17 protein-coding genes are annotated in these 15827 nt (G+C 64.3%); 16 read left to right on the forward strand and 1 reads right to left on the reverse strand.

Annotated features, from left to right (window positions below):
• The first annotated feature begins 6 nt into the window (after nucleotides 1-6).
• From rpsF to QTA58_RS01575, 7 genes are all read left to right on the forward strand, one after another.
• On the forward strand, nucleotides 7-429 hold the full coding sequence (gene rpsF / locus QTA58_RS01545) for a 30S ribosomal protein S6 (RefSeq protein WP_289671460.1): 423 nt from the start codon (nucleotides 7-9) through the stop codon (nucleotides 427-429).
• A gap of 22 nt (nucleotides 430-451) precedes the next feature.
• A complete protein-coding gene (gene rpsR / locus QTA58_RS01550; protein WP_085422904.1) occupies nucleotides 452-700 on the forward strand; it encodes a 30S ribosomal protein S18 in 249 nt (82 codons plus the stop codon).
• 343 nt (nucleotides 701-1043) lie between these two features.
• The gene (locus QTA58_RS01555) at nucleotides 1044-2018 is read left to right on the forward strand and encodes a DUF2232 domain-containing protein (protein ID WP_085422903.1); all 975 of its coding nucleotides are present in this window, start codon (nucleotides 1044-1046) and stop codon (nucleotides 2016-2018) included.
• 21 nt (nucleotides 2019-2039) lie between these two features.
• Complete coding sequence (gene rplI, locus QTA58_RS01560) at nucleotides 2040-2618, forward strand: 50S ribosomal protein L9 (protein WP_085422902.1); 579 nt, start codon at nucleotides 2040-2042, stop codon at nucleotides 2616-2618.
• 263 nt (nucleotides 2619-2881) lie between these two features.
• Nucleotides 2882-4378, forward strand: a complete 1497-nt coding sequence (locus QTA58_RS01565; RefSeq protein ID WP_085422901.1) for a replicative DNA helicase — start codon at nucleotides 2882-2884, stop codon at nucleotides 4376-4378.
• Nucleotides 4379-4426: 48 nt separating this feature from the next.
• Nucleotides 4427-4714, forward strand: coding sequence for a DUF6516 family protein (locus tag QTA58_RS01570; protein ID WP_289673317.1), 288 nt, complete (start codon nucleotides 4427-4429; stop codon nucleotides 4712-4714).
• Nucleotides 4711-5073, forward strand: a complete 363-nt coding sequence (locus QTA58_RS01575; RefSeq protein WP_289671462.1) for a transcriptional regulator — start codon at nucleotides 4711-4713, stop codon at nucleotides 5071-5073. The genes QTA58_RS01570 and QTA58_RS01575 overlap by 4 nt, the downstream gene beginning before the upstream one ends.
• A gap of 70 nt (nucleotides 5074-5143) precedes the next feature.
• Here QTA58_RS01575 and QTA58_RS01580 read toward each other — a convergent pair whose 3' ends face one another.
• Nucleotides 5144-6370: an alpha-D-ribose 1-methylphosphonate 5-triphosphate diphosphatase gene (locus tag QTA58_RS01580; protein ID WP_289671464.1), complete on the reverse strand. Its 1227-nt coding sequence runs from the start codon at nucleotides 6368-6370 to the stop codon at nucleotides 5144-5146.
• Between the two features lie 249 nt (nucleotides 6371-6619).
• On the opposite strand from QTA58_RS01580, the gene alr reads away from it, so the two are divergent.
• From alr to QTA58_RS01625, 9 genes are all read left to right on the forward strand, one after another.
• Nucleotides 6620-7783, forward strand: a complete 1164-nt coding sequence (alr, locus tag QTA58_RS01585; protein ID WP_289671466.1) for an alanine racemase — start codon at nucleotides 6620-6622, stop codon at nucleotides 7781-7783.
• 67 nt (nucleotides 7784-7850) lie between these two features.
• Nucleotides 7851-8117, forward strand: coding sequence for a type II toxin-antitoxin system ParD family antitoxin (locus QTA58_RS01590; RefSeq protein ID WP_289671467.1), 267 nt, complete (start codon nucleotides 7851-7853; stop codon nucleotides 8115-8117).
• Nucleotides 8113-8424 (forward strand): type II toxin-antitoxin system RelE/ParE family toxin, encoded by a 312-nt coding sequence (locus tag QTA58_RS01595; protein ID WP_289673318.1) that lies wholly within the window; start codon nucleotides 8113-8115, stop codon nucleotides 8422-8424. Before QTA58_RS01590 ends, QTA58_RS01595 begins: the two co-directional genes overlap by 5 nt.
• A 9-nt stretch (nucleotides 8425-8433) precedes the next feature.
• Nucleotides 8434-9837: a DNA repair protein RadA gene (gene radA / locus QTA58_RS01600; RefSeq protein ID WP_289671469.1), complete on the forward strand. Its 1404-nt coding sequence runs from the start codon at nucleotides 8434-8436 to the stop codon at nucleotides 9835-9837.
• A 300-nt stretch (nucleotides 9838-10137) separates the two neighbouring features.
• A complete protein-coding gene (locus tag QTA58_RS01605; RefSeq protein WP_085422895.1) occupies nucleotides 10138-10725 on the forward strand; it encodes a CvpA family protein in 588 nt (195 codons plus the stop codon).
• Nucleotides 10726-10864: 139 nt separating this feature from the next.
• The gene (gene purF, locus QTA58_RS01610; RefSeq protein ID WP_289671470.1) at nucleotides 10865-12367 is read left to right on the forward strand and encodes an amidophosphoribosyltransferase; all 1503 of its coding nucleotides are present in this window, start codon (nucleotides 10865-10867) and stop codon (nucleotides 12365-12367) included.
• Between the two features lie 385 nt (nucleotides 12368-12752).
• Nucleotides 12753-13493, forward strand: coding sequence for an SDR family NAD(P)-dependent oxidoreductase (locus tag QTA58_RS01615; protein WP_289671471.1), 741 nt, complete (start codon nucleotides 12753-12755; stop codon nucleotides 13491-13493).
• Between the two features lie 274 nt (nucleotides 13494-13767).
• Nucleotides 13768-15153 carry a cysteine--tRNA ligase gene (cysS, locus tag QTA58_RS01620; RefSeq protein WP_289671472.1) on the forward strand — a complete coding sequence of 462 codons (1386 nt, stop codon included), beginning with the start codon at nucleotides 13768-13770 and terminating at the stop codon, nucleotides 15151-15153.
• Nucleotides 15154-15400: 247 nt separating this feature from the next.
• The gene (locus tag QTA58_RS01625; protein WP_085422892.1) at nucleotides 15401-15763 is read left to right on the forward strand and encodes a DUF559 domain-containing protein; all 363 of its coding nucleotides are present in this window, start codon (nucleotides 15401-15403) and stop codon (nucleotides 15761-15763) included.
• The last annotated feature ends 64 nt before the right edge of the window (nucleotides 15764-15827 follow it).

Here is a 15827-nt window from a genome sequence, read left to right on the forward strand (position 1 = left end):
GCTTACATGGCTCTTTACGAACACGTATTCCTTGCCCGGCAGGATATGTCCCCGCAGCAGGTTGATGCCCTCGTCGAACAGTACAAGGGCGTCATCGAAGCAAACGGCGGCAAGGTCGGGCGCGTAGAAAACTGGGGCCTCAAGTCCCTCACCTACCGCATCAAGAAGAACCGCAAGGCTCATTACGCACTGATGGACATCGACGCTCCGGCACCGGCCGTGCACGAGATGGAACGCCAGATGCGCATCAACGAAGACGTTCTCCGCTACATGACGATCGCCGTCGAGAAGCACGAGGAAGGCCCGTCCGCGATGATGCAGAAGCGCGACCGCGACGACCGTCCGCGCCGCGAATTCGGCGACCGTCCGCCGCGCCGCGACGGCGAATTCCAGCGCGCCCCGCGTCCGTCGACGCCGCGCGAAGCGTAATCGGCTATAAGGAGAAGAGACAATGGCTGACGTATCCTCCGCTCCGGCACGCCGCCCGTTCCACCGCCGCCGCAAGACCTGCCCGTTCTCGGGCGCCAATGCGCCGCGGATCGACTACAAGGACGTACGCCTCCTGCAGCGCTACATTTCCGAGCGCGGCAAGATCGTTCCGTCCCGCATCACGGCCGTTTCCCAGAAGAAGCAGCGCGAACTCGCCCAGGCGATCAAGCGCGCCCGCTTCCTCGGCCTGCTGCCCTACGTCGTAGCGTGATTTGAAATACCGACCCTCAGATTCCTAATCTGAGGGTCGGACAGACTGCCGGCAAAGCCGCCACACGCTCCTCCGTCATGCTCGGGCTTGTCCCGAGCATCTGCAACGATAAGATTTTATCGAGGAATGCAGATCCTCGGCACAAGGCCGAAGATGACGCCGAGCAAGAGGCAAGGTTTGCCAACAAACCAACCGACCCTTGGATTTGGAATTCAAGGGTCGGACCTCCCTTCCGCGATGGGCGCGGATCGGAAATCCTAAATCCCATGTTGGGGATGAAGTGCCTGAGAAGATGATTCAGGTGCCCTCCCCTAACTGCTTGAATTAGCAGGACAGCGAGACCGTGACGAACAAGTATCAGACCGTGCTGCCCACCGGCATTCTCGCCGGCATCGCCGCCACCCTGCTCGTGCTGGGTGCGAATGCGCAGTCGTCTTTCGCGTCCGTGCTTTATGCCGCCTCCGCGCTGCCGATCCTGGTCGCCGGGCTCGGCTGGGGCAACCGCGCCGCGATCGTCGGCGTCGTGACGGCCGCCGTGCTCGGCGCCCTCCTCGTCTCGCCGCTCTTCGCGCTCGCCATGGCGGTCTTCACGCTGATCCCGGCGGGCTGGCTCAGCCACCTCGCCAACCTGGCGCGCCCGGCCTCCGAACTCGGCGGCCCGGACAACCTGATGGCCTGGTATCCGATCTCCGACATCCTGCTGCATCTGTGCGGCCTCGTCACGGTCGCGGTCATCGCGCTCGGCGTCGTCATCGGCTACGGACCGGAACTCACCGGCCAGATGGTCGATGCCATGACGGAGGCGCTGAAGTCCCAGGAGCCCGCCTTCACGCCGGACCCGGCCGGCATGGAGCAGACCAAGGCGATGATCGTGCTGATGCTGCCGCTCGTGCAGGGCGGCATCTGGGTCATGCTGCTGTTCGCGGCCTTCTACATCGCCGTGCGCATCGTCTCCCGCTCCGGCCGGGCGCTCCGCCCGCGCGAGGACATGCCGTCGGCGCTGCGCATGAACCGGCACGCCATCTTCATCTTTCTCGCCGGCATCCTGCTCACCTTCGTCGGCGGCGTTCCGGCGATGATCGGCGCGGTGATCTGCGGCACGTTCGGCGCCGGCTTCCTGATGGCGGGTTTCGCCTCCATCCATTTCCGCAGCCAGGGCAAGGATTGGCGCGTGCCGGTCCTCGTCCTCTGCTATCTCGCCTCCATGCTCCTGCTGCCGGCGATCGCCATCCTCGTGCTCGGCCTCTCCGACACGCGGCGGACGATCGCGCTCACCCCGGTCAGGTCCTCCGCCAATCCCGATGAAAACAAGAATTGAGACTTAGAAAGGAAACCCACCATGCAAGTCATCCTGCTCGAACGCGTGCCGAAGCTCGGCCAGATGGGCGAAGTCGTGAAGGTTCGCGACGGTTTTGCCCGTAACTTCCTGCTGCCGCAGGGCAAGGCGCTGCGCGCCAACGACGCCAACAAGAAGCGTTTCGAAGCCGAGCGCGCCACGCTCGAAGCCCGCAACCTGGAGCGCAAGGGCGAAGCCCAGAAGGTTGCCGAAGTGCTCGACGGCAAGTCCTTCATCATCGTCCGCGCCGCCGGCGAAACCGGCCAGCTCTACGGCTCCGTCGCTGCCCGTGACATCGTCGAGACGCTTGCCGCCGAAGGCTTCAACATCGGCCGCAACCAAGTCGACCTCAACCATCCGATCAAGGAGATCGGCATTCACAAGGTCACGCTGCACCTGCATGCGGAAGTCGAGATCTCGATCGACGTGAACGTTGCCCGTTCGCCGGAAGAAGCCGAGCGCCAGGCCAAGGGCGAGAGCCTCACCTCCGCCGAAGCCATCTACGGCGTCGACGAAGACGCGCTGCGTCCGGAAGATTTCTTCGATCCGGAAGCCGCCCGCGAGGAAGAAGACGAAGCCTGATCGCTTCGCGGCTGCCTATTCAAAAGACGCCCGGATCCCGCAAGGTCCGGGCGTTTTTTTATGCGTTTCGGTATAGAATGTCGGATGGCCCGGGCGATTCGGCGTCCTGATACAGTCAATCGGTTTTACCGTTTCACAGCGTTTTTTGTTTTCCGCACTGGAGCGGCTCTGTGAATTGCTGTGGGAATCGCTTTTGGCGTATCGCCCTTTGCCCGAAGCCTCTACAACCGAAACCTTGACGGACAGGGACGGACAAAAAGACCATGAATGACGCCGTGCGCAAGCTCGCCAATCTCCAGCCGGCCGAACCCCATTACCGCGAAGCTCCGAACAATATCGAGGCCGAACAGGCGCTGCTCGGCGCCATCCTCGTCAACAACGACGCCTATTACCGCGTCTCGGACTTCCTGAAGCCCGTCCATCTCTACGAGCCCCTGCACCGGAAGATCTTCGAGGTCGCCGGCGATATCATCCGCATGGGCAAGACCGCCAATCCGGTGACGATCAAGACCTTCCTGCCGGCCGAGGAGAAGGTCGGCGACCTGACTGTGGCGCAGTATCTCGCCCGTCTCGCGGCCGAGGCCGTGTCGATCATCAACGCCGAGGACTACGGCCGGGCGATCTACGATCTGGCGCTGCGCCGCGCGCTGATCACCATCGGCGAGGACATGGTCAACATCGCCTATGACGCGCCGCTCGACATGCCGCCGCAGGCGCAGATCGAGGATACCGAACGCCGTCTCTTCGAGCTTGCCGAGAACGGCCGCTACGACGGCGGCTTCCAGTCGTTCAACGATGCCGTGGCGCTCGCGATCGACATGGCGGGCGCGGCCTTCGAGCGCGACGGGCATCTTTCCGGCATCTCGACCGGCATCATGTCGCTGGACGCCAAGATGGGCGGGCTGCAGCGCTCCGACCTGATCGTGCTTGCCGGCCGCCCCGGCATGGGCAAGACCTCGCTCGCCACCAACATCGCCTACAATATCGCGGCCGCCTACGAGCCGGAGGTGATGCCGGACGGGTCCTTCAAGGCCAAGAACGGCGGCGTCGTCGGCTTCTATTCGCTCGAAATGTCGGCCGAACAGCTCGCCACCCGCATCATCTCCGAACAGACGGAAGTCTCGTCGTCGAAGATCCGCCGCGGCGACATCACCGAAGCCGATTTCGAAAAACTCGTCGCCTGCAGCCAGATGATGCAGAAGGTGCCGCTCTTCATCGACCAGACGGGCGGCATCTCGATCGCCCAGCTCTCCGCCCGCGCCAGGCGCCTGAAACGCCAGCGCGGCCTCGACTGCCTGGTGGTCGACTATATCCAGCTCATGACCGGCGCCGGCAAATCCGGCGACAACCGCGTGCAGGAAATCACCCAGATCACCACGGGCCTGAAGGCGCTCGGCAAGGAGCTGAACGTGCCGATCATCGCGCTGTCGCAGCTCTCGCGCCAGGTGGAAAGCCGCGACGACAAGCGCCCGCAGCTCTCCGACCTTCGCGAATCCGGCTCGATCGAACAGGACGCCGACGTGGTGCTCTTCGTGTTCCGCGAGGAATATTACGTGAAGAACCTGGAGCCGCGCGATATTTCCGATCCGAAATATCCGGAATGGGAAGCGCATATGGACAAGGTGAAGGGCACGGCCGACGTCATCATCGCCAAACAGCGCCACGGGCCGACCGGCACCGTGAAACTCGCCTTCCAGTCGGAATACACCCGCTTCGCCGACCTGGCCGATCCGAGCTTCACGCAGTACGAAGAGCATTGAGATCAGCTCGATTTGACAGACCGCCTTCATGTTGGCATGATCGCCAACATGAAGGCGGAATTGCTTTACCGCTCGAAAAGCGTGCTATCGGATGGTGCCATCGTCGAGATGGTCGTCTGGAAGGTTCCGCATCCCGTCTTGGGTAGTCGACACGCCTACAAATACAGCCTGTTCTACGGTTACGAAGGACGGCGGATCGTCGGCTACGACAATGAAAGAGGCAAAGGCGATCACCGGCACCTTAACGACCACGAAGAGAGCTATACCTTTTCGACTGTCGACGCTCTGATCCGGGATTTTCTTGCCGATGTGCATGCAAGGAGACAGCGCCGATGACCACCGCCACGATCCGAATCCAGAAGGACGACGAGGCTGTACTTCAGCAGGCCGCCAAAGGCTTTCTCGAAGCTTGGAAAACCGGCGAGCCGCAGGATCATGTCTTCAGCTTCTCGTCTCCCGAACAGCTCTTTACGGTGCTGACACCGAAGCGGTGGACGCTGATCGAAACCCTGCAAGGCCTCGGCCCCTCCACCTATCGCGCTCTGGCTCATGCCCTTTCCCGCGATGTGAAGCGCGTTCATGAGGATACGGCGGTGCTGATCGAATGGGGACTGGTCGAAATCAACGAGGACGGCCGCATACACGTGCCCTACGAGGTGATCCATGCGGATTTCGATCTGCGGAGCGTAGCCTGATTTCAGGTGGCGTCCAACCGTTGCCGGTTCTGCGCAGCACCGTATGCCGTCACCGGCATGCCGGGTTCCTTCAACGGCCCGCTGGCGCCGCCCGATAGGCTTCCCGGCCGGCGGACCAGGTGCGCCGTACCGCCGGTACGCCGTCTTCCGGCCACTCGACCAGCACGAGATCGGCCCGCCTGCCGACTTCGATCACGCCGCGATCGACGAGCCCGGAAGCGCGTGCCGGATTGCCCGATACGAGCGGCCAGAGCGCGTGGAGCGGTGCGACGCCGTCGGCCTTGAGCCGCGCGAGGCCGAGCAGCATCGCCGGATAGTAATAATCCGAGGCGAGAATGTCGCAGAGACCGTCGCGGATCATGTCGGCTGCGGCGACGGAAGCCAGATGGCTGCCGCCGCGCGCCGCGTTCGGCGCGCCGAAGACGATGAAGTCGCCGGCGTCGCGGGCGGCCCGCGCCACCCGCCTGTTCATCGGGAACTCGCTGATCCGCGCGCCGCGGGCGCGGAAGAAGTCGCGCGTCTCGACCTGGCTGTCGTCGTGCGAGAGCATCGGCGCGCCGGCCGCCCGGCCGAGCGCCGCCACGTCCTCGATCGCCCCGGGCACCTCAGGCCGGCGCTCCCACATGTCGCGGACGAGCGAGACCATGTCCGGCACCGGGATCTGCGCACGCTTGGCGCGTTCGGCCATCTTCACGGCGAATTCGGGCGATCGCGGATCGACCGCCGGGAAGGCCGGATCGAGATCGAACGGCCGCTCCTGCAACGGCACGGAGGGATCGAGCATCACCATCGACGTATGATCGTTGAAGGCGATCGAAGGCAGATGCGGGCCCGAAAGCGCCTCACGGATCAGGTCGACGGCTTCGAAGCAGAAGGTTTCCCAGCGCAGCTGCACGCGGTTGTCCACCGTCAGCCGCGGGGAGAGCGCATCGAGGGCGGCGACGACGGAGCGGCCGTTCTCCACAGACCTGAGCCCCGGCTCCCAGCTCAGCGTCAGGGCATGGTAGGCCGTCGCGATGCCGTTCGCCGCAAGCTGGCGGTCCGTGTCGAGCAGCGCCGCGGTGACCGGAAGCATGGTGCCGGGCCGCGGCATGATCTGCCGCTCGAAGGCGTCGCCATGGACATCCACGAAGGCCGGCGCGAGGATATGGCCGCGGCCGTCGATGACATCCGCTCCGTCTCGCGCGCCGTCGACCGCCGTGATCCGCCCGTCTTCGACACGGACGGAGGCGTGCGCCAGGCGATCGCCGAAAACCACGCTCGCCCCCTCGATCACAAATGCCGGATTGTTCTGCATCGGTCCCGCCCCCGCAAAAAGAAGAGGCGCAGCGGCCTGGTCACCTGACCGGCCGCGCGCCGTCCGCCGCTTCTATCCAGCCGATGTGACAGATTTGCGAAGCTCCCTGTGCACCGGCTCCGGCAGTCTCCTCCGGAGCTTCGTCTCCCAAAAGGTTGTGCAGCGCGAAGGATTTTCACGCCGCGGTCTTTTTCCCGCCTTCGAAAGCGGTAGGATCGCCGGAACACCCCTCATGCGCGACGAGCAGAAATGACCGATTTCGAGACCGAACTTTCCTCTCCCGACGATTTCGACTTCGCGCCGGTACGCCTGACCGTCGATCTCGGAGCACTCGTCGACAACTGGCGGGAGATGGCGCGGCGCTCGGGAAGCGCAAGGGCGTCGGCGGTCCTCAAGGCGGACGCCTACGGCCTCGGGCTCGAGGATTGCGGCACCGCGCTTTACGAAGCCGGCGCGCGGGATTTCTTCGTCGCCGTCGTGCAGGAAGGGGTGACGCTGCGCGCCTATGCGCCGGACGCCCGCATCTATGTGCTCTCCGGCATCTGGCCGGGCCAGGAACGCACGTTCTTCGAGAACGATCTCGTGCCGGTGCTCGCCTCCGAGGAACAGCTCGCCTTCTGGATGTCCGTCGTTTCGGAACACGGCGACCACCCCTGCGCCCTGCAGGTGGATACCGGCTTCAACCGGCTCGGAATCCCGCTCGATGAGGCGATCGCCCTTGCCGAGGACGTCTCGCGGCCGGCGAGCTTCTCGCCGGTGCTGGTGCTCTCGCATCTCCACAGCGGAGATACGCCCTCCTCGCCCCTCAACAGGCAGCAGCTCGAATCTTTCCAGAGGGTTGCCGAGGCTTTCGAAGGCATCGAATCAAGCCTCTCCGCATCCGCCGGCATTTTCCTCGGTCCCGAATACCACTTCGACCTCACCCGGCCCGGCATCGCGCTTTATGGCGGCGAATCCGTGCAGGGCATGAAGCCGCTCAAGCCCGTCGCGAAGGCGGAGGCGCGCATCGTCCAGATCCGCGAGGCCGACGAAGGCACCACGGTCAGCTACGGCGCCACGCATCGACTGTCGCGCAACAGCCGGCTCGCCATCGCCGCGGCCGGCTATGCGGACGGCTATCTCCGCTCGCTTTCCGGCTCGGGTGTGCCCCTCAGGGCCGGCGGCACGCCGGGCGCTCACGGCTTCGTCGCAGGCCACAGGGTGCCGGTCGTCGGCCGCATCACCATGGACCTGACGATCTTCGACGTCACCGACGTTCCGGCAGCAGACATCCGCGCCGGCGACTATATCGAGCTCTTCGGCCCTAACATGCCGCTCGACGAGGTGGCGCGTGCGGCCGGCACGATCGGCTACGAGATGCTCACCGGCCTCGGTCTGCGCTACGAGCGGCGGTATGTCTATCCCGACGGCTGAGTGACGTGCGCCTCTCCTCTTGGAAGCCGCGATCGACCATGCTACAAGAGAACAAAAGGAGATCGAAATGACCGAGATCCATCTCAGCGAAGAGGACAGGGCCTTTATCGAGGAGCAGGTAAAGGATGGGCGTTATACAGATGTCAGCGAGGCCGTAATGGCCGGCATCCGACTATTGAAGCGTCACAATACCAGCCTCCAGCAATTGATTCAGGCGGGGTTGGACGACGTGGAAGCAGGCCGCGTTCATAGCTACGACACGGCAGAGGAATTTCTCGCCGACATCGAGCGTCTCTCTAACGAACGCAAGCTGAAGACGGGTACCGGCCATTAGACGGCGGCGCGCCAGATGGACCACCACGGCGCGTGCCGACGTGGTTGACGATCACGACTATATCGCGCTTTCCAGTCCTTTGGCTGCAAGCAGGTTTGCACTGTCGATCTTTGCCAAAGTCAGGTCCTTGGCCGAGCTGGGCCTGACGGGCGTCAGCCGCTCTGAGTTTGGCGAGGGCCTTCGCAGCATCGCTTATCGCGAACGCATCATTTTCTTTCGTATCCGGGGCAATGAACTGGTCGTCGTGCGTGTTCTGCACGGCCATCAGGAAATCTCTCCCGACTATTTCAAGACTGACGAAAACTGACCTGACCCCATGGCAAAAGCAAAGACCCAATTCGTGTGCCAGAACTGCGGCACGGTGCACAGCCGCTGGGCCGGCAAATGCGACGGCTGCGGCGAGTGGAACACGATCGTCGAGGAAGACCCGATGGGCGGCATCGGCGGCGGTCCGGGACGCGCGCCGAAGAAGGGCCGTGCCGTGGCGCTCACCACGCTTTCCGGCGAGACCGAGCAGGCGCCGCGCATCCATACCGGCATTTCCGAGCTCGACCGGGCGACCGGCGGCGGTTTCGTGCGCGGCTCGGCGGTGCTCGTCGGCGGCGATCCCGGCATCGGCAAGTCGACGCTGCTGATGCAGGCGGCCGCCGCCCTTTCCCGCCGCGGCCACCGTATCATCTATGTCTCGGGCGAAGAGGCGGTGGCGCAGGTGAGGCTGCGCGCCCAGCGGCTGGGTGCGGCCGATACGGACGTGCTGCTCGCCGCCGAGACGAATGTGGAAGACATTCTCGCCACCGTTTCGGACGGCAAGCGGCCGGATCTCGTCATCATCGATTCGATCCAGACGCTCTGGAGCGACACGGCCGATTCGGCGCCCGGCACCGTCACCCAGGTTCGCACCGGCGTGCAGGCGATGATCCGCTTCGCCAAGCAGACGGGCGCCGCCATGGTGCTCGTCGGCCACGTCACCAAGGAGGGCCAGATCGCCGGACCTCGCGTCGTCGAGCACATGGTCGACGCCGTTCTCTATTTCGAGGGCGACCGCGGCCACCATTACCGCATCCTGCGCACCGTCAAGAACCGATTCGGCCCGACCGACGAGATCGGCGTCTTCGAAATGTCCGACAAGGGCCTTCGCGAAGTCTCCAACCCCTCCGAACTTTTTTTGGGCGAGCGCAACGCCAAGGCTCCGGGAGCCGCCGTCTTCGCCGGCATGGAGGGCACGCGGCCGGTGCTGGTGGAAGTCCAGGCGCTGGTGGCGCCGACCTCGCTCGGCACGCCGCGACGCGCCGTGGTCGGCTGGGATTCGTCGCGGCTTTCGATGATTCTCGCGGTGCTGGAGGCCCATTGCGGCGTCCGCCTCGGGCAGCACGACGTCTATCTCAACGTGGCTGGCGGCTACCGCATCTCGGAACCGGCGGCGGACCTCGCCGTCGCCTCCGCACTCGTCTCCTCGCTCGCCGGCCTGGCGCTCCCCGCCGATTGCGTCTATTTCGGCGAAATCAGCCTTTCGGGCGCCGTGCGGCCGGTTTCGCAGACGGCGCAACGCCTTAAAGAGGCCGAGAAGCTCGGTTTTGCAGGCGCCATGCTGCCCGCAAGCTCGGCCGAAGTGCCGAAGGGCGCAAACGGACGCTGGACCGAGATCGACGACCTGCCGGACCTGGTGGCGCGCATCGCCGGCTCCTCCAACCGGCTCCGGCCGGCCGTGGAAGAGGATTGAGCGCCGGAACGCATAAAGGCATAAGCAAGTTTTCAGCCCCTCATCCGCCCTGCCGGGCACCTTCTCCCCGTTCTGACGGGGAGAAGGAGACTCGCGGCTCCCTCGCTCTATTTCGGTTTTGGAAGAGAAACATCCTCATGAGAGGTTTTGATGCCAGGAATTCAGCGCGGCAGACCATTCATCCACATGCCGCAAGCCCCGGAAGATGATTGATCTTCCGTTAACAGGTCCGCTGTTGTATGACGGCTGCGAGACGGCGGGGCGCTGTCGCGAAGTCGATCAGTTCGGAGTAGTTCATATATGCCCATCACGATTTTCGACGGTATCGTCATCGGCGTGACGCTGTTTTCCGCCGTGCTTGCCATGGTTCGCGGTTTTTCGCGGGAAGTGCTGTCGATCGCAAGCTGGGTGGGCTCGGTCGCCGCCGCCTATTATCTCTATCCGCTGCTGCTTCCCTACGCGAAGAACTACACGGCCGATGACCGCATCGCGATCGCCGCCTCCGCCGGCATCATCTTCCTGATCGCGCTGATCGTCATCTCCTTCATCACCGCGCGCATCGCGGACTTCATCATCGACAGCCGCATCGGCGCGCTCGACCGCACGCTCGGCTTCCTGTTCGGCGCCGCCCGCGGCATCCTGCTGCTCGTGGTGGCCGTGGCGTTCTGGAACTGGCTGGTGGCCGCCAACGCGCAGCCCGCCTGGGTGACGCAGGCGAAATCGAAGCCTTTCCTCGATACGCTCGTCGCGCGGCTGGAAGCGGTCCTGCCCGAGGATATCGAGCCGCAGATCCGCGCCCGCATCATGGGCCGGGAGGAAGCGCCGGCCGATAGTGCCGCAGGACAGGATCAGCCGCCGGCCGAAGACGCACCTTCAACAAATAATTGACGTTATCTTGCGCTTGATGCAGCGCGAAACGTCACCATTTGTGGTAACATTCGAGTTCACATGAAGAACGGGCTGGGTTCCGGGGAGAGATTTCCCCCGACCGGCCTTTCCATTTTTCCGAAAGGGATAAGGGGCCAAGATGAGCGAGCCGGTTTCCGAGACGTTTGACGGAAGAAGCGTCCACGAATGGGATGGCGATACGCTTCGCGAAGAATGCGGCGTCTTCGGAATCCTCGGCCATCCCGACGCGGCGACGCTGACGGCGCTCGGCCTGCACGCGCTCCAGCATCGCGGCCAGGAGGCGGCCGGCATCGTCTCCTTCGACGGCCTGCGCTTCCATTCGGAACGCCGCATGGGGCTCGTCGGCGACCATTACACCGATCCCGCGACGCTCGCGAAACTTCCCGGCAACATCGCCATCGGCCATAACCGCTATTCCACCACCGGCGAAGTGGCGCTGCGCAACGTGCAGCCGCTCTTCGCCGAACTGGAAGTCGGCGGCATCGCGATCGCCCATAACGGCAATTTCACCAACGGGCTGACGCTGCGCCGGCAGCTGATCGCCGGCGGCGCCATCTGTCAGTCGACCTCCGATACCGAAGTGGTGCTGCATCTCATCGCCCGCTCGCGCTACGCATCGACCGCAGACCGCTTCATCGACGCGATCCGCCAGATGGAAGGCGGCTATTCCATGCTCGCCATGACCCGCACCAAGCTGATCGCCGCCCGCGACCCCACCGGCATCCGGCCGCTCGTCATGGGCGAGCTCGACGGCAAGCCGATCTTCTGCTCGGAAACCTGCGCGCTCGACATCATCGGCGCGAAATTCATCCGCGACGTGGAGAACGGCGAGGTCGTCATCTGCGAGGTCCAGCCGGACGGCTCGATCACCATCGACGCCCGCAAGGCCGGCAACGGCCAGCCGGAGCGCCTCTGCCTGTTCGAATACGTCTATTTCGCCCGGCCGGATTCCGTCGTCGGCGGCCGCAGCGTCTATGTCGCGCGCAAGAACATGGGCATCAACCTCGCCAAGGAAGCGCCGGTCGAAGCCGATGTCGTCGTGCCGGTGCCGGACGGCGGCACGCCTGCCGCGCTCGGCTATGCGCAGGAAAGCGGCATCCCCTTCGAATACGGCATCATCCGCAACCATTACGTCGGCCGCACCTTCATCGAGCCGACGCAGCAGATCCGCGCCTTCGGCGTCAAGCTCAAGCATTCCGCCAACCGGGCGATGATCGAGGGCAAGCGCGTCGTGCTGGTCGACGATTCGATCGTGCGCGGCACGACCTCGCTGAAGATCGTGCGGATGATCCGCGATGCCGGCGCCAGGGAAGTGCATATCCGCGTCGCCAGCCCGATGATCTATTATCCGGATTTCTACGGCATCGACACGCCGGACCGGGAAAAGCTGCTCGCCAACCAGTACGACAGCCTGGAGGCCATGTGCCGGTATATCGGCGCGGATTCGCTCGAATTCCTGTCGCTCAACGGCCTCTACCGCGCCGTCGGCGGCGAGGACCGCAACGAGGCCCGCCCGCAGTTCACCGACCATTACTTTACCGGCGACTATCCCACCCGCCTGCTCGACAAGGACGGCGAGACGATGGGACGCAAGGTTTCGGTCCTCGCCAGCAACGGCTGAGGGGGCCTCCTTCGAAGACCGCACTCAGGGGTCGTGCCGTGTCCGCCCCCCTCTGGCCTGCCAGCCATCTCCCCCACAGGTGGGGAGATTGGATGGGCGCACCGGCTTCCCAAGATAACCAGCCTCCTACCTGCCGCATCGTCCTTTTGGCGGGAAGAGCATGCCGCTTGTGATCTCCCCACCCGTGGGGGAGATGGCCGGCAGGCCAGAGGGGGCGGGCACGGCACGACGCTTGACGGGACGCCGGCTCTTCGCATGACAGAAAGACTCTCCCTCACCCAGGCACTTGCGCCCGCCGTATCCCTGTGACAATCCTCCGGTCCAATCCGAAGGACAGGATGAGGAGCGCGGGCAGAGGCTGCGCGGAGAATTCGAGGAAGGCATCATGACGATCGATCTGAAGGGCAGGATCGCGCTGGTCACCGGCGCGTCGCGGGGCATCGGCTATTTCACGGCATTGGGTCTGGCGCGTGCCGGCGCGCATGTGATCGCCACCGCCCGCACGGTCGGCGGCCTCGAAGAGCTCGACGACGCGATCAAGGCGGCCGGCGGCACCGCCACGCTCGTGCCCTTCGACATCACCGACATGGCTGCCATCGACCGGCTCGGCGCCTCGATCTTCGAACGCTGGGGCAAGCTCGACATCCTTGTCGCAAATGCGGGGATCCTCGGCGTCATCTCGCCGCTCGGCCATATCGAGGCGAAGGTGTTCGAGAAGGTGATGCTGACCAACGTGACGGCGACCTGGCGGCTGATCCGCTCCGTCGAGCCGCTGCTCGTCCGCTCCGATGCCGGCCGGGCGCTGATCATGTCGTCTGGCGTCGCCAGCAAGGCGCCGGCCTTCTGGGGCGCCTATGCGATCTCCAAGGCGGCGGTGGAGAACATGGCGCGCATCTGGGCGGCAGAAACCAGCCATACGCCGCTCAAGGTCAATATCGTCAATCCCGGCGCCACCCGCACGGCGATGCGCGCCCAGGCGATGCCCGGCGAAGACCCCGAGAGCCTGCCGCATCCTTCCGAAGTCGCCGAGAAAATCCTCTTCCTCGCCTCACCCGAACTGAAGGACAGCGGCCGGCTCTTCGTGGTGCGCGAGAACAGGTTCGTGGATTTCAGGATGCCTGAGTGAAGCCCTCCTGGTCCCTCACCCTAACCTTCTCCCCGCGTGCGGGGAGAAGGTGGCGGCAGCCGGATGAGGGGCCGTTCAATCGCTCATGGACAGGCAACACCCCTTGACCAAACCCCTGCTCCGCGCCATAACCCAAGCCCATGAAAACGGCGATTTCCATTTGTGGGATCATTATTCGCTAGCGTACGCGCTGGCCCGGCCGTTTTCGTCTCTCGAAAAGCCTTGAAGACAAACGACCCGGTCCGGCCGGGCGCCTGCTGTCGGGAGATTTTCGATGGGCTTTTCGCTCAAGCTCTACAATACGCTGACCCGCGAGAAGGCGGAGTTCAAACCGATCGACCGCCAGAACGTGCGCATGTATGTCTGCGGGCCGACGGTCTACGACTACGCCCATATCGGCAATGCGCGGCCCGTGATCGTCTTCGACGTGCTCTTCCGGCTGCTCCGGCATGTCTACGGCGAAAACCACGTCACCTATGCCCGCAACATCACCGACGTGGACGACAAGATCAATGCCCGGGCGCTGCGCGACCATCCCGGCCTGCCGCTCAACGAGGCGATCCGCGCCGTCACCGAAAAGACCGAGCGGCAGTTCCACGCGGATGTGGCCGAGCTCGGCTGCCTGGAGCCGACCGTGGAGCCCCGCGCCACCGACAATATCGAACAGATGATCGGCATCATCGACAAGCTGATCGCCAACGGCCATGCCTATGTGGCGGGCGGCGAAGTGCTGTTCGACACGAAATCGATGCGCGACTACGGCCGGCTTTCCAAACGCCCGCTCGACGAGCAGCAGGCGGGCGCCCGCGTCGCAGTCGACGCGCACAAGAAGAACCCCGGCGACTTCGTGCTGTGGAAGCTGTCGAGCCATAACGAGCCCGGCTGGGAAAGCCCCTGGGGCCGCGGCCGGCCGGGCTGGCATATCGAATGCTCGGCGATGAGCGGGCGCTATCTTGGCGAGGTCTTCGACATCCATGGCGGCGGACTGGACCTCATCTTCCCGCACCACGAGAACGAGATCGCCCAGTCGCGCTGCGCCCACGGCACGGACGTGATGGCGAACGTGTGGATGCACAATGGCTTCGTGCAGGTCGAAGGCCGCAAGATGTCGAAGTCGGAAGGCAATTTCATCACCATCTACGATCTCCTGCACACCGAAACCTTCGGCGGCCGAAAGTGGCCGGGCGACGTGCTGAGGCTCGCCATGCTGATGACGCATTACCGCGAGCCGATCGATTTCTCGGTGAAGCGGCTGGAAGAGGCAGAGCGGCTCCTCTCCAAATGGCCGGCGGCGGACCCATCCGGCGCGGCCCCCTGCGACACCGTGCTGGAGGCGCTTTCGGACGACCTCAACACGGTCGCGGCCGTGCAGGCGCTGCATGCGCTGGCGCAGGAGGCCCAATCCGACAAGGCGCTTTTGCCGGTCTTTGCCGCCAGCGCCGACCTCCTCGGCGTGCTGCCGCAGAAGACCGAGATCGACGAGGCGCTGGCTTCCGCCGTCGATGCGCTGGTCGCCATGCGGCTCGAACTCCTGAAAGCGAAGAATTTCGCCGAGGCCGACAAGATCCGCAACGAGCTTTCCGAAAAGGGCATCCAGCTGAAGGACGGCAAGGACCCGGCCACCGGCGAGCGCGTCACGACCTGGGAGGTGAAGAGGTAGGATGGACGCCGTTGCGGCACCCGCATCCACCCCCCTCTGCCCTGCCGGGCATCTCCCCCTCAAGGGGGGAGATCGGCAAGACGCGCCGGCTTCCCGAAACATTAATGTCGGTCTGTGCAGCTTCGGCAATCTCAAACATGAATTGGAGGCGACGCTCGGCTACTATCCAATCTCCCCCCTTGTGGGGGAGATGCCCGGCAGGGCAGAGGGGGGTATAGTCCGGGCAGGTCATCTCAAGGAGGGTCGAATGCCGCATGCACCGGTCCCGCCGCAGCGGCGTGCCAACGCGCGTCGCATGCGGAAAGCCCTGACCGATGCCGAGCTGAAGCTTTGGAACGCGCTTCGCGCCCACCGGCTGATGGGACTGAGTTTCCGCCGCCAGGTGCCGATCGCCGGCTACATCGTCGATTTCGCCTGTCCTACGCATCGCCTGATCGTGGAAATCGACGGATCGCAGCACGGCAACGATGCCGATCTTCGTTATGATGCTGACCGGACCCGGCGCCTCGAAAAGGATGGCTGGATAGTTCTGCGCTTCTGGAACGATGATGTTTTGAAAGACATCGACAATGTCTGCCTGCATATTCTGACAATTGCCGGAGAGGCTTAGGCGATCATGAATGGCATGGCTTTCTCCGTTGCACGCACCCCCCTCTGCCCTGCCGGGCATCTCC

Origin of the sequence: Neorhizobium sp. CSC1952 (assembly GCF_030378245.1) — a bacterium.
In the GTDB taxonomy this organism is placed as follows: Bacteria; Pseudomonadota; Alphaproteobacteria; order Rhizobiales; family Rhizobiaceae; genus Neorhizobium; species Neorhizobium oryzae_A.